Consider the following 15,273-nt stretch of genomic DNA (forward strand, 5'->3'; position numbering starts at 1 on the left):
ATAGGGGTAGTATCAGGTTGATTCAGGCATAGAACCGACCTTTTGAGCTTGATTTGAGTGCATATGCGGCTATATTAGTCTGTGAAAATGGTTGCCCAACCGAAAGTTAGCCCGAATTGGCCAGTCTCGAAATTGATCGAGGCGTTCGGGGCCGATCTTGAGTTTTCTCGATCGCTGGCGCCTCTGACGAGCTACGAAACCGGCGGCCCGGCCCGGTACTTTCTTTCAGCACGCTCAATCGACGAGGTGACTCGCGCGGTCAAGGCGGCCCGAAGACTTGAGATTCCGGCTGTGGTGATCGGCGGCGGCTCGAATTTGCTGGTATCGGACGAGGGTTTTGACGGACTCGTTATCAAGATGGATATCATGGGGTTACGCCGATTGGATAACGGTTTGGTTGAGGCCGGCGGCGGGGAGCAACTGATCGACCTGGTGAACTTTGCTTCCGAAAGCAGCCTGACTGGGATCGAATTTGCGGCCGGAATCTGGGGCTCGGTAGGGGGAGCGATTTACGGCAACGCGGGTGCGTTCGGCGGCGAAATCGGCCAACTGATGGTGACCGGTGTCATCATTGATGCCTCAGGCAGGGTTCGTGAAGTCACCAGAGACTACTTTCAGTTCAATTATCGCCACTCTTATCTCAAAGAGACCCATGAAATAGTCGCCTCGGCAGTCTTTCAACTCGCGCCGGGCGACAGGGCAGTGATAGAAGCAGAAGTCAATCGAATCCTCACTCTTCGGGCCGACCGCCATCCGGACCGTCGCACCGCCGGTTGCTTCTTTCGCAACATTCCGGATGCCACCCAGCAATACGGCAAACTGCCCGCCGGAAAACTCCTCGAAGAAGTCGGCGCCAAGCAGTTGAGCGTGGGCGGTGCACGGGTGTATGAAAAGCACGCCAATATCATCATCAATGCCGGTGGAGCGACCTCAAAGGATATCCGCCAACTGGCCGATATTTTGAAACAGAGAGTTTTAGACCGCTTCGGAATCGAGTTGCAGGAAGAAGTCCAGCAGATCGGATCATTTTCTTAAGGAGAACGCGCCTATCGAGTCTTTGCTAAAGAGCTGAAACTGGTTTCTTTCACTTGGTAGGCTTGTGAGCGTTCGGTCGCACACCAAAGCTGTACTCATTCTTGTTGCTCTGCTCTTGCGGGGCGGCTTGTCGTATGCCCAGGTAGAGGGTATCGGTTTCCAGGCCCGTCTGGAAATGCGCTCCATGGTGGTTTCTCCTTACGAGGCCCCTGATGATCGCTTCTCTGCTGCCCTCTATCCGCTTACCTATCCCGTGCTTTCCGGTCAGCTTCTATACGTTCCCAAGGCGGAAGAGAAAAGTGATTTCGATGCCGGCGCGATCTCTTTCGGTACCCGTATGCACGGCGGCGTCGACCTGGTTCCGGTGTCGGTCGATGCCCGTCGTTTCTATGAACGCCGGACCGCTTACAACATCTCCGAGCGTTGGGAAGGATTCGCGCTCAATTCGCTTGTGCAGTCCCAGAGGCAGGGGAAGCGAGACGGACTGTCGATCGGCGTAAATCTGCCCAAGCGGTTCGACCAGATGTTCGGCGAGGGCGGCGCCAACCTGCGGGTCAGCGGGTACCGCCGTATCTCCTTCTCAGGCCGTTCCCAATGGGATGACGCTGCCGGCTCGGGGATCAGGCGGCAAAGCAAGTTCCCTGCGCTCAACATGGAGCAGATTTCCCGGTTTACGATTCAAGGGACAATCGGCACCAAGATCACCGTCAGCGTTTCGCAAGACAACCAGACCGACATCCCCCTGGCCAATCGCCTTATCCTGCGCTATAAAGGCGACGAGGACGACATCCTAAAGACTATCGAAGCCGGTAACACCACGCTCAATATCCCTAATACTCGGTTCGTGGGTTACTCACAGAGCATCGCCGGGCTGTTCGGGATAAAGACCGAGGCCCGGCTGGGAAACTTCGGCCTCACGGCTATTGCCTCGCAGGAGAAAGGTTCGTCCGAATCGGCTACGGTCTCCGCCACCGGCGAAGAGAATGCGGAACCCGTACGTGATTATCAATATCAGGAGGGCCGCATCTTTGACCTCGCTTATCCGGGCGAAATCGGACGATACGACTCGGTTCGGGTTTTTGTCTATGAAGAGGAAACCGACCAGCGCAATCCGGTAGCCGAGAAGATGTATCTGGAAAACGGGCCGCTCGATCCTAACGGAACCTACAACACGAGCGATCAGCTAATGTCCGAAGTGCAGCAAGATCAGTTCGAGCTTCTGTACGGACAGGACACGACGCGATGTCCGGTAGCGCTGGTCTTCTACAACGGACGTCGGCGGGCAATCGGCGTTCGCATGTTTATCCAGCGGTTCTCGTCCCCTGGTAATCCCACCGGTGTGATAGACACAATCGGTTATACGGATCCGGCTGAGACCGATACTTTGCGCATCATTCAGCCTTTATCCAAGAACATCGTGCCGGACAATCCGGCCTGGAATTTGATGTGGCGGAACTGCTATCGCATCCCCAAGAATGTAAAGATCGAGGACATCGATATCAGGGTGTTCAAGGGGCTTCCCGGCCGCGAAGGGACATCGTCGAGTCTCGATTACCAGAAAGTGGATGATGTCGCAGAGGATCCGTACATTCAAATCCTCGGTTTGGACCAGTGGAATAACAACCGGACCGATACGAAGATTCCTGACGGCAAGATCGATCCCTTTGCCGACGTATTCCGCGAAGATTGGGGGCTGATCATCTTCCCTGAGCGGGAGCCTTTCAATTCGAACAGAGTATTTGTGGACGCTACCGGCAACCGGTCTGATACGCTGGTGGAGAAAGTTTCATCCATTTACAGGTATGCGTCGCCCAAAGAAAAAACCGACAACAGCAAGTACTACCTGTGGCTTTCTACTAAAGCTCGCAGCGCCAGTATCAGGCTGGGGCGGGCCAATGTTATCGAAGGATCCGAGCGGGTCACGCTCAATGGCCGACCCCTGGTGAAGGGGAAAGATTATGAAATCTCGTATGATCTTGGCCAGGTGACGCTCCTTACCGATGAGGCCACCGATCCCAATTCCGACGTGCGGGTGGAGTTCCAGTACGCGCCGTTCATGGCTTTGCAGAAGAAAACGCTTCTGGGGATGCGGGCTGAGTACGAGCACAGCGAGAACCTCAAGCTGGGCACGACGGTCCTTTACAAATCGGACAAGGCTCAGGAGCGCAAACCAAGGGTGGGGCAGGAAACGTCAAAGGCGTCCGTCTATGACTTCGACATGTCATTCGCCTTAAATCCCAAGTTCATCACCAAAGCGGTGGATGCCTTGCCGTTCATTGATGCGGAGGCCGATTCGCGCATCCGGGTCACGGCCGAGGTGGCGCAGTCGCGGCCCAACCCGAATGTTGATGGCGCCGCGTATGTCGATGACTTCGAATCGGCGGTCGAACTTCTATCGCTGGGTAATGTGCGCACCAACTGGACACTGGCCTCGGCTCCGGTGGACGTTGATACGTCCAGCGACGCCTGGGCGAGGGGTACGATTCGGTGGCATAACCCGCCGGCGATTTCACGCGAGGAAGTATATGAGGGCGAAACCGTGGCCGGGCAAGGGGCCTTGCAACCGCTGCGCCTGATCTTCCGCCCACGCGGCTACAAATTCTTCGGGCCGTCGGAAACACCCTGCGCGGATTCGATGCCATCCAAGTCCTGGGGCGGAATTATGCGCTCGTTCGAAAACCGCGTCGACCGGAAGCGCGTGCAGTTGTTCGAAGTTCGCGCCAAGGGCGGTAAGGGAAAACTCCATTTCGATTTCGGCCGCATCAGTGAGGATATTAACGGCAACGGCAAAAACGAGGACGAGGACTGGTTTCCGGAGAACCGCTCGTTGGACGTCATCCCCGGCAGCGGGATCAACGAGGACACCGGGCTGGACAGCCTGCTCGATCCCGCCGAGATTGACGCTTGTGGGCGGCCCTATGATGTGGCCATCAACCCTGATCCGGCCGCCGACAACTGGTGGTACGAATACAAGGGGAAGGGCGCCGGGGGCGGTACATCGCGTCCCCCGGTCCCGCTGAGCGTCTGGAACTTACCGGGATACCAGGATGCGGTGAACACGATCGGCCACTGGCTGCACTATGAGTGGCAGAACGGCACCGAGGGGAATATCGACGACGACGCAGTTCAAGGGTTACCCGACCGCGAGGTGCTCGGCTCCGGATTCGAAGAGAATAACGCTTACTTCACCTTTGAGCTCGACCTGGACACGATCAACGGCAAGCATGTCGTCGCCGGCTCCGGGCGCAACGGCTGGCATACCTTCCGGGTACCGGTGCGCGATCCCGGCGTACTGGATACTGTATCAGACGGTCAGACCACGGCCAGTTGGGAGGGCGTTACCCACGTGCGCGTTTGGTTTGAGCAGGATACTACCGGCGTGGATAGCCTTGCCAGCATGGACTCGATCTGGATCGCCGACTGGGGTTTCGTGCAGTCCAACTGGACCGACACGCTCATGACGCTCACCGGCGATGCGACCAGCAAGTTCTTCGTGGCGTCCGTGTCCGAGGAGAACGGAACGTTTACACCGCCCCCGGGCGTGAAGCCGTATGTCGATCAGGTCAATAACGTCACCGAGACGCAGCGCGGCCTGGCTATGGTCTTTCAGGACCTGCTTCCGGGCGCCGAGGGCATCACGCGCAAGGATCTGCTCACCACCGAATCGTACTCCGGCTACCGACGCATGGAAATGTATGTGCACGGGGATAACTCGCTGGACCCCTCCGACAGCGTCATGCTCTACTTCCGTCTGGGGCACGACAGCGCTAACTATTACGAATTCCGCACGTATGTTGAAGCGGGCTGGTCGCCTCGCAATCACGTCAGAATCGATTTCAACGAGATTACTGCGCTTAAAGATGCGGCCGATCGCGCTCTGCCAAACAAGCGCAGCCCGCTCGAAGATTCCACGGATGTGTATCGCGTGGTGGGCCGCCCGAATATCAATGAGATTCGGTACATCACAACGAGTGTGATGAATCACAAGGCTGATTCCACGGCCAAGGTGTCAGGCGAAATCTGGCTCGATGAGCTCCGCGTCACCGAAGTCCGCAAAGATGTGGGCACGGCGGCGCGCGTGACAGTCAACGGCTCGCTTTCAGACCTGATAAGTTACACCACGAGCTACGAGCACAGGGATGCCTACTTCCGAGGTCTGGCGCAGGCGACCCGAGGTGGTTCGCGAAACAACCTCGGGAGCGGCGAGGAGGTCAACGATTTCAACTTTTCCGCCACGTTCAACGTGAGCCGCTTCCTGCCGCGTTCGTGGGGGGCGAGAGTCCCAGTGTCCTACTCGTACGCCCAATCGGAGAGCGTGCCGCTGCTGCGATCCAGTTCCGATGTGGTTCTGCCTCCCGAAATCCGCGAGCTGGAAAAGTCGACGTCGCGTTCAGTAAAGCTTTCGTTTTCCGAGTCTTTCGCCCGCAAGGGTGGCAATCTTCTGTTCAACGCCTTCCTGAACCGGCAGAAGTTCACGGCCTCCTATACGCGCTCTCGGCAGAAACGAATCAACAACCCGCTGCTCTTCAACGAGAATTACAACTTCCGCGCCGACTTCGACATGGGTGTGGCCAAGCCGCCCGAAGTGCCGATCTTCTTCTGGACGAAGTCGATTCCCATCCTGAAGAAGACCAGGGGATCAAAGCTGGCCCTTTATCCGCGCAAGTGGCTCTGGAACGGCGCATTCAATCGAAACCTGTCGGCCAAGGATGATGTCGACTTCAATCGCACCTCGTCGCTCAGCCGCACGATGGACGGCCGGATGGACTTCGGCTTCCAGGTATTCCCGAATCTGAGCGTCGATTACAACTTTTCGACCCGTCGTGATCTGACCGATCCTAAGCTGGTGGTCATACGATTTCGTAACCCGAAACTCGGCCTGGAGAACAGCTACTCCCAGGGTTTCCGAACCAACTACGATCCGAAGCTGCTCAACTTCTTTACGAGCACGCTGACCTACTCGTCCAACTACAGCGATAACTACGACGCCAGCACCAGAACACGCTCGACATCGCTGACATCAAGTTGGTCGGTGACCGGCGAGTTCAAGCACATGACCCTGTTCGGTTCGGGACGCAGAAGCGCTCCCACGAGCAGGCCGGAAACACAACGGCCACAGGTTCGCGGCGAAGTGGTAGAAGAGGTGGAGAAAGAGACTCCCAAGAAACCTCCGGGCAAGCCATTCTACGAGCCAGTATTGAAGGGCCTGCGTTTCCTTACCGGATGGCTGCAACCACTGCGCTACAGTCATAGTGAGGGTTTCAACCGGTCGATCCCTGGCGTGGCTGGGCGTCTGCCGTGGCGATACCGCCTTGGGTTCGACAAGATGGCCGAGTTCCCGATTTTGGGCACGAGACGAAACCCGTCGGCAGGGCAATCAAACAACTGGGATCTCAGCTCGGGATTCACGTTTCTTGGCGGCATTTCGACCACAGTCGGCTACAAGAGGAGTTCCACCGAGGCGTTGACTACGGTGGGGACCGACCGTACCCGTTCGGTTACGGTCTCCTGGCCGGAGCTTAATCTCCAGGTTCGCCGGTTCACCAAGCTTCCCCTGGTCAAGAAATACGTGAATTGGTTTATTGAGGTGTTCTCGCCGCGCACGGCCTTCTCGCGTCAGGTCAAAACCAGCGAAAACCTCGATCACGGATTCATCACCAGCCGCAGCGAGTCTATCAACCGCAGCCCGCTCCTGTCGCTCAACCTGAAGCTGTTCAAGAAGCTGTCGGTATCGAGTTCTTACGGCGTCAACAGGACCGTCGAGGAGAAGTTCAACAACTCCACCGGCGCACCCGAATCCGAGACCCACACTACCAAAAAGACCGTCGGCGTGACCACTAAATTCGCGTTCTCCGCGCCGGGCGGAATCTCCATCCCGCTTCTGGGCAAAGTGAAATTCAAATCGCTCGTGTCTATTGACATGTCTGTTCAATACAGCTCGAACCTCGTGGAAACCTCCCGGCGCGGCGGCAAATTCGTGCCGTTCACGAACACGTCGAGCTTCTCCGCCTCGCCGGTCATCTCGTACACCTTTTCCAACCAAATTCGCGGCGGTCTCACGGCGCGCTGGCAGGACACGAACGACGTTCAGAGACACCGCAAGAGCCACGTGCGCGAGATCCAGCTATGGACCGAGATACACTTCTAATCCTTTTGCGTTGACTTGATCCCCACTCTCGCTCAAATTGCCTCCATGCTGCGTCTTGCGTTGGTTTCACTCGGCTCTGCCTTACTTGCCCTGGGGTGTTCCGAACCGGTAACGCCGCCCCCCTTCCAGGGGGACCGAGCCATGCGCTACCTCAAGGACCAGGTTGCCTTAGGGCCGCGCGTGCCCGGTACGGAAAGTTCGGCCCGCTTCCGCGAGATGGCCTACCGCCATTTCCGGGCATGCGGATTCGAGGTCGATTCGCAGAGGTTTGTCGTGTTCGATCCGTACACATCTGTAGACACTCCGATGGTGAACATTATCGCTCGGTATCGTGGGCGTCCGTATGATCCCACCGCGATCCTGTTGTGGGCGCACTATGATTGTCGTCCACGAACGGACTTTCCTTCCGATTCAACTAAACGCGATGTGCCTATCGATGGCGCCAACGACGGCGCGTCGGGTGTGGCCCTGCTCATGGAACTTGCCAACCTGATCGCCGAGAATCCGGCACCGTCGAACATTGACATCGTACTGGGCGACGGCGAGGACTGGGGGAAGAGCGGCGATGTCGACCGCTACCTCCTGGGGGCGCGCGAGTTTGCGCGGCGGTCGATTCGTGACAAGTATCGCTTTGCCATTGTCATCGATCTCATCGGCGATACCTACCAGCAAATCTACCGGGAAGAGTACACGGAACATTATTACAAAGAAATCAACGATATGATCTGGCGTGCCGCCAAAGAAGTCGGCGTTCAGACACTTATCGACGAGGTGCGCCACACCATCCAGGATGATCATCTGCCGCTCGGCGGGGCGGGGGTGCCGACCGCGTTGCTGATTGACTTCGATTACAAATACTGGCATACTGAGCACGACACGCCCGACAAGTGCTCGCCCGAGTCGCTCGCGAATGTGGGGCGGGTTCTGACGTATATTGTATACAACGAATCGTTATGGCCGAAAAAGTAATCCGGACACTCCGCGACTTCCCGGCGATCGAAACTCTGCTGCAGTCCGAGACGATAGCCCCTGAATTGGCCCGCGTGCCCAGGCCAATCGCCGCGGAAATCGTTAGAACCGTGGTGTCCGAACAAAAGGAGCGATTCGATGCCGGCCAGAGCGAACTGGCCGAATCGTCGTTGATTGACGCAATCAAAGGCGCATTGCGGGACGAGGCCGCCTCGAGAATGACGCGTGTCATCAATGCCACCGGCATTGTCGTGCATACGAACTTGGGACGCGCTCCGCTGTCTCAGGCCATCTTTCGCGAGCTGGAAAAGACCGCAGTCGGTTACTGCAACATTGAGTTTGGTCTTTCATCGGGCAAGCGCGGCGGGCGGGGCGTCGCCTGCGAACGGTACCTGGCGGCTCTTGCCGGGGCAGAGGCGGGAACTGTGGTCAATAACAACGCCGCGGCCCTCTTTCTGATTCTGAACACCCTTGCGAATCGCAAGAACGTTGTCATCTCGCGTGGGGAACTGGTTCAGATCGGCGGCGGGTTTCGCATACCGGATATACTCAAGCGATCAGGGGCGAGGCTGGTTGAGGTCGGCACCACCAATGTCACCACGCTTGCCGACTACGACAAGGCCGTTGACGACAAAACGGCCCTTATCCTCAAAGTCCACAAGAGCAACTTCGTGCAGGCCGGTTTCACTCAGGAGGTCGATCTCAGGGCGCTCGTTGCTTTGGGCCGGAAACGCGGGATACCCGTAGTCAACGATCTGGGAAGCGGTACCTTCGTCGCCACGCGCGAGCTGCTCGGCTACGCCGAGCCGACCGTGCAGGGGTCGGTACGCGATGGCGCAGCCCTCACTTGCTTCTCCGGAGACAAGATGCTTGGCGGGGTGCAGGCCGGGCTTATTGTCGGACAGCGGGACCTCGTGTCCAAAGTAAAGAAGAACCCGCTTTTTCGGACGGTCCGAGTTGACAAGATTGTCTTTTCCGTGCTGGAGGGATTGCTCGAAGCGCATCTCAACGACACGTATCGTGATAGAGTGAAACTTTGGCAGATCCTCGCGCGCCCAACAGACGAGCTTCGAGCCATGGCCATGAATGTGCTCGCCCGGTGCGGGACGCCGGCTGACGTCACCGTGGAGGACACCTCCGCTTTCATCGGGGGCGGCGCGATGCCCGAACAAAGCCTGCCGTCAGTGGGTCTGGTCTTTTCGCCGGTTCGCAGCGCGAATCAGTTAATGACTGCCTTTCGCGGACAACAGCCGCCTGTTATCGGCCGGATCGACACCGACCGCTTCATTCTCGACTTCAAAGCCATCGACTCAGAAGATCTGGTCCATATCGTGAGCGCCATTCAGCGGGTCCTGAAATAGGGGGAGCTCGTCTCAATGATCGTTATCGGCACGGCCGGTCATATCGACCACGGCAAGTCCTCGATAGTCAAACGGCTCACCGGCACCGACCCTGACCGCCTCCCCGAGGAAAAGGCGCGCGGGATGACTATCGATCTCGGCTTTGCCTTTTATCACACACCGGACGGGCAGACACTTGCCCTTGTGGACGTACCCGGGCACGAGAGATTCGTCAAGAACATGATCGCCGGCGCAGGCGGGATTGACAGCGTCATGCTTGTCGTTGCTGCCGATGACGGTTGGATGCCGCAGTCGGAGGAGCATTTTCAGATCACGCGGCTCCTGGGAGTGCGCCACGGTTTTGTGGTGATCAACAAGATCGACCTGGTCGAGCCGGACTGGCTGGAACTCCTGGAGCAGGAAGTCAGTCAGAAGCTGACCGGCTCGTTTCTTGACAGCGCGCGGACTTTCAGAGTTTCCGCCGAAACGGGAGCCGGGTTCGACCATCTTAGGGCGTATCTTGATGAACTGACGGACCGTCTGGAATCGCGAAAAGACATCGGCAAGGCGCGCCTGGCTATCGACCGGTCGTTTATCCGTCCGGGCATGGGGGGAGTTGTTACCGGCACTCTGCGCGGAGGGAAACTGACAATGGGGCAGCCTGTGGGCGTTTGGCCGGCGATGATTACAGCCCGGGTGCGCACACTGCAGTCAAGGGGCTACGACGTTGACACCGCCGTCCCGGGGCAGCGCACGGCAGTCTCGCTTACCGGCGTGGATCGCGAGCATCTCGTGCGCGGAGGAGTGATTTCCGACCGCACCGACCTGACTTTCTTTCGGGATCACCCCGTGTTGGCGCTATCGGTGGAGGTGTTGCATAACGCCGCCGTCCCGCTGGACGACCGCCGCCGTGTCCTGATCATCGTGGGCACCACCGAGGTCGAGGGGGAGGTGCGGCTGTATGATCGCAAGTCACTCGGTGCGGGCCAGACTGGATTGGTCTTCTTCGTGCCGGATAGCCCGGTCTACGCGCTTGTGGGCGACCGGTTGGTGCTCAGGCTGCCTTCGCCGATGATCACGCTCGGTGGGGGCGCAGTGCTGGATCATCTGGCCGCAGCTCCCCGACGGAAAGAGCTGGATCGTCTTGGCTATCTGCAAAACAGGATGACCCCGACTCTCGAGGCCCTGATCCTGTCCGAACTGTGCAAGAAAACATTCGAGCACGTTGATACGCTTCTCGAATCGGCCGACCTCGCAAAAAGCGATATCAAGACTGGAGTAGAGAAGCTGATACGGGAGCGGCGCGTGAGCAGCTTTGGTGCGTATTTGTATTCTACAGAGCGGCTGCAAGTCGTTTCAAAGAACGTCACGGATGTGTTCCGAAGAGAACTGGAAGACAAACCGCACTTGAAGGGGCTTTCGCGGACCGATCTCGAGCGCCTGCTCAGCCAGTACGGCGAGGCAATCCCCGTCGTGCTCGATTATCTCGTCGATCAGGGTCAGCTCGAAGTACGTGGCGATCTGTACGACCTCGCCGGGCGCGGGATGAGCCTGAAGGGAGTGATCAAGCAGGCCCACGACGAGATAATCGCCCGTCTGGGCAAGCAGCCGTTCGATCCGCCGTCGTTAACTGATCTGGCCTCGGGTGGCAAGGTGCATCAGCAGGCGATCAAGTACATAATAGAATCAGGCGAGGGGTATAAGTGCGGCTCGGATTTTATATTCCTGGCCGATGCCTGGGCGCAGATTGTCGCATTCGTGCGGGAGCATCTCAGCCGCAACGAACGGTTGACGGTGGCAGATCTCAGGGACAAGTTTGGCTTTACGCGCAAGTTCGGAATCCCTATCCTGGAAGAGCTCGACCGTCTCGGCCTGACCGCCCGCGAGGGTGACTATCGCGTGAAAGGGAAAAAGTTTGAAACGTAAGATCGTCTACTTCAACGGCCGATTCCTGACCCAGGCCGACGGGCTGATGATCAATTCGATGGCTGTTGCGCATGACGAGATCGTTGCTGTCGGCAACAACCTCCACCGCGACCGTGACTGGCGAGGCTACTCCAAAATCGATCTCCACGGTTACACGGTCGTGCCGGGGCTAGTCGACGCACACACGCACTTCTATCTGTTCGTCAAATCACTCGCTGAGGTATCCTTGAGCGGTATCGACTCTCTGGACAAGTGTCTGGTCAAAATCGAGACCTTCGCCCAGTCGCTGCCGCGCCGCCAGTGGCTCATAGGCGCCGGGCTGTTTGTAGAGGGATTCGCGCGCCGTATCGAACCTGATCGATACATGCTGGACAAAGTCAGCGGCGGCAGGCCGGCGTTCATATTCTATAAAGACACTCATACCGCCTGGGTGAACACACGGGCGCTCGAGGTGGCGCGTATCGACGCCCGAACTCCGGATCCGCCCGGTGGGCGAATCGAGCGCCTGCCCGACGGTTCCCCGTCCGGCATACTTCGCGAAGCTCCGGCATATCTTCGGTTATTTCGCTCCGTTCCACCGCCGTCGCGAAGGCTGATCGACCGCTTTCACAAAAAGGCTTTGGAGGTGGCGTACCGCAAGGGCGTGACCGGCGTTCACTCGTTCGACAGCCCCGATGGGTTCGCTTACCTGTCCGATCTCGCTGCGAAGAACAAGATCGGTCTGCGCATCAATTACTATCCTCCGGCCGCCATGATGGAGCATCTAGAGCGGACCAACACCCGCTACGGCACCGGAACGCCGTTCTTCCGTATCGCCGGTGTGAAAATATTCGCCGACGGTTCACTCGGCAGCCAGACCGCGCTCTGCTTCCACAAGTATCGCGGCAGTGAGGATAACTACGGTATCGAAGTCACGTCGCCGCCGGAAATAGCTCGCCTGATTCGCCGTGCATCTGGCCTTGGTATGCCTTGCGCTATACATGCCATCGGCGACCGGGCGATTGCCAACGTACTTGATGCGGTCGAATTCTCCGGGCGACCTGGGGGCCGCCATCGCATCGAGCACCTTCAGTTGGTGCGACGCAAAGACCTGGCCCGGGTGAAACGGCTTGGTATTGTCGCCTCGATGCAGCCGTCGCACTGCCCCGCAGACATCGCCATGGTCCGCCGTTACTGGCCGGACCAAAGCGCCAACGCCTACGTATTTCGCACGGTTTTGGACAAGGGGATCCCCTTGGCATTTGGGTCGGACGCCCCGATCGAGCCGCTCGATCCGATCGCCGGAATTGCGGCGGCCGTGCGGCGGGCGAATCCGGGCAGCCGCGATATCTTCCACCCGGAGCAGCGGATATACGCCACGGAAGGGCTCCAGGCGTACACAGTCGGATCGGCCTACGCCTGCGGGCAGGAGGACTGCCGCGGCCGCCTGCTTCCGGGATATCCGGCCGATTTTGTCGTTCTCGACCGCGATATTACCAGAATCGCCCCGGCCCGTATCTACGACACCACGGTCCTGGCTACCGTACTGGACGGAATTGTCCGCTATCAGGACCCGTCGCTGAAGTGGTGAAGCCGCACACTATTACTTGCTTTTGAATTGACTTGCCGCCGGGGGGTAATGATATTAAGTGGTTCAGAGGAGCCACTCCCATGCGATTGAAGACAACATCTCTGCCGACTATTGCTCTCGCCGCTCTGCTGCTGAATTCCGGCCTGCTTGCGGATACCGCAGGGGACACGACGACTGCGGATACGTCGAAGCCGGCGCAGTCACAGCGAGGTGGGCGATCGCTGGTTTACACCATGACCATCACCGGCACTATCGGCGCCACCACGGCTGAACGCATCACCGATGCGGTGGAGACTGCCGAGGACAACGATGCCGAGCTGCTGGTGATCTTTCTTGATACACCCGGGGGTTTCTCGAATGCCACCTGGGGCATAAACAAGACAATTCTTAACAGCCATGTGCCGGTGTGCGTTTATATCGCTCCGCTCGGGGCCACCGCCGGATCGGCGGGAGTGTATATCACATATTCGGCCCACTTCGCCGCCATGGCGCCCACGGCCAATATCGGCGCCGCTCACCCGGTGGGAGGAGGCGGGGAGAAGATCGATTCGGTAATGAATGAGAAGGTTACGAACGACGCTGCCGCTAAGATACGAACGATGGCTGAGAAGTGGGGCCGCAACGGCGTCTGGGGAGAGCGGGCGGTGCGTGAATCGGTCTCGGCCACCGCTAAGGAGGCTCTCGACAGCAATGTGATCGACATAATCGCCGAAGACATCGATGACCTGCTCAGGCAGATTGATGGCCGCAAGACCCAGTTGCCGTACGGAGAAAAGATCATGGCGCTCTCGAAATACGATACCGAGGAGATCAGCGCCACTTTCTCGCAGAAGATCCTCCAACTTATCACTACACCTGAGATTGTGCTGCTGCTTTTCTCGCTCGGTGGCCTCGGCCTGGTGCTGGAACTCTACAATCCGGGGGCGATCTTCCCCGGCGTGGTTGGGGCGATTTCGCTTATTCTCGCTTTTTACGGCATGCAGACACTGCCGATCAATGCCGCCGGGCTGGCGCTAATCATACTCGCTATCGCCCTGTGGGTTGCCGAAATCAAAGTGGTCTCCCACGGGCTGCTCTTTGTCGGCGGCCTGATATCGTTCTTTCTCGGAGGACTTATGCTGGTTGACACGGTCGACCCTGCCCTGAAAGTCTCGATCTCGTTTCTCATCTCGATCACGATCATCATGGCAATTCTTTTCGGTCTGGTAGCCTGGCTGGTGATCAAGGCCCACCGCCGCACGGTTGCGGTGGGCGGCGAGGGGATGTCGGGCAAGATCGCCGTCGTCAAGACCGCTGACATGGTGTATGTCGACGGTGCCCTGTGGCGCGCCCAGTGCGACCAGGGGCTGACACCCGGAGAGAAAGTGGAAGTCGTTTCGGTCGACAAACTGCTCTTGATAGTCAAGAAACTGAACTCGAAATAGAGGAGTGACAAGATGACATCGCCGATTCCGTTTGGAATTCTGATCCTGGTCTTCTTTGGATTCCTGATCCTGTTCAACATGATCAAAGTGCTGCGGGAGTATGAGCGGGGCGTGATTTTCCGTCTGGGCCGGCTGATCGGCATGAAGGGCCCCGGCCTGATTATCCTCATCCCGATTATCGATAAGATGATCCGGGTTGATCTTCGCGTGATCACCTACGACGTCCCCCCGCAGGATGTTATTACCCGTGACAACGTCTCGGTCAAGGTCAACGCCGTGCTCTACTTTCAGGTGGTCGATGCCAACAAAGCAATCGTCTCAGTCATGAACTACTTCGAGGCGACCTCACAGATCGCCCAGACGACCCTGCGCTCGGTGCTCGGCCAGCAGGAGCTGGACGATCTTCTGGCCAATCGCGAGAAGATCAACACCGAGCTGCAGCGCATTATCGACGAGCAGACCGAGCCGTGGGGTGTGAAGGTCTCCGTGGTCGAAGTGAAGAATGTCGACCTGCCGCCGGAGATGACCCGTGCGATCGCCAAGCAGGCGGAGGCCGAGCGTGAGCGCCGCTCGAAGGTCATTCATGCCGAGGGTGAATTCCAGGCTGCACAGAAACTTGCCGACGCTGCCAATGTGATTGCGACTGCGCCGAACGCCATGCAGCTTCGTTTCCTGCAGACGCTGGTGGAGGTGTCGGCGGAGAAGAACAGCACGCTGATCTTCCCGGTGCCGATTGACCTGCTGGATTCGTTCAAGAAGTTCCTGGATCGCGGCGCCAGTAAGCCATAGATCCGTAGCATAGTTCCGTATGGCAGAACCCCCGGCGAGTTCACGCGTAGCGAACTCGCGGCGGTTCTGCCA

General features: G+C 58.2%; 8 protein-coding genes. All 8 read left to right on the forward strand.

Annotated features, from left to right (window positions below):
• Positions 1 to 132 precede the first annotated feature (132 nt).
• On the forward strand, positions 133 to 1,035 hold the full coding sequence (murB, locus tag AB1772_03950) for a UDP-N-acetylmuramate dehydrogenase (GenBank protein ID MEW5795493.1): 903 nt from the start codon (positions 133 to 135) through the stop codon (positions 1,033 to 1,035).
• 64 nt (positions 1,036 to 1,099) lie between these two features.
• Positions 1,100 to 7,183, forward strand: a complete 6,084-nt coding sequence (sprA, locus tag AB1772_03955) for a cell surface protein SprA (protein ID MEW5795494.1) — start codon at positions 1,100 to 1,102, stop codon at positions 7,181 to 7,183.
• A 141-nt stretch (positions 7,184 to 7,324) separates the two neighbouring features.
• A complete protein-coding gene (locus AB1772_03960) occupies positions 7,325 to 8,152 on the forward strand; it encodes a M28 family peptidase (protein MEW5795495.1) in 828 nt (275 codons plus the stop codon).
• Positions 8,137 to 9,513, forward strand: coding sequence for an L-seryl-tRNA(Sec) selenium transferase (gene selA, locus AB1772_03965; protein ID MEW5795496.1), 1,377 nt, complete (start codon positions 8,137 to 8,139; stop codon positions 9,511 to 9,513). The genes AB1772_03960 and selA overlap by 16 nt, the downstream gene beginning before the upstream one ends.
• A gap of 15 nt (positions 9,514 to 9,528) precedes the next feature.
• Positions 9,529 to 11,418 (forward strand): selenocysteine-specific translation elongation factor, encoded by a 1,890-nt coding sequence (gene selB / locus AB1772_03970; GenBank protein MEW5795497.1) that lies wholly within the window; start codon positions 9,529 to 9,531, stop codon positions 11,416 to 11,418.
• Complete coding sequence (locus tag AB1772_03975) at positions 11,408 to 12,988, forward strand: amidohydrolase (protein ID MEW5795498.1); 1,581 nt, start codon at positions 11,408 to 11,410, stop codon at positions 12,986 to 12,988. Before selB ends, AB1772_03975 begins: the two co-directional genes overlap by 11 nt.
• A gap of 80 nt (positions 12,989 to 13,068) precedes the next feature.
• On the forward strand, positions 13,069 to 14,412 hold the full coding sequence (locus AB1772_03980) for an NfeD family protein (GenBank protein ID MEW5795499.1): 1,344 nt from the start codon (positions 13,069 to 13,071) through the stop codon (positions 14,410 to 14,412).
• Between the two features lie 12 nt (positions 14,413 to 14,424).
• Entirely contained in the window at positions 14,425 to 15,201 is a 777-nt protein-coding gene (locus AB1772_03985; protein MEW5795500.1) for a slipin family protein, read from the forward strand.
• Positions 15,202 to 15,273 lie beyond the last annotated feature (72 nt).

The sequence above is a fragment of the Candidatus Zixiibacteriota bacterium genome (assembly GCA_040752815.1).
Lineage (GTDB): Bacteria > Zixibacteria > MSB-5A5 > GN15 > FEB-12 > JAGGTI01.

Excerpts from the sequence above, each read along its gene's own strand:
- selB (MEW5795497.1), top strand. The coding sequence starts at position 9,529 with ATGATCGTTATCGGCACGGCCGGTCATATCGACCACGGCAAGTCCTCG.
- selA (MEW5795496.1), top strand. The coding sequence starts at position 8,137 with ATGGCCGAAAAAGTAATCCGGACACTCCGCGACTTCCCGGCGATCGAA.
- AB1772_03980 (MEW5795499.1), top strand. The coding sequence starts at position 13,069 with ATGCGATTGAAGACAACATCTCTGCCGACTATTGCTCTCGCCGCTCTG.
- AB1772_03985 (MEW5795500.1), top strand. The coding sequence starts at position 14,425 with ATGACATCGCCGATTCCGTTTGGAATTCTGATCCTGGTCTTCTTTGGA.
- AB1772_03960 (MEW5795495.1), top strand. The coding sequence starts at position 7,325 with ATGCGCTACCTCAAGGACCAGGTTGCCTTAGGGCCGCGCGTGCCCGGT.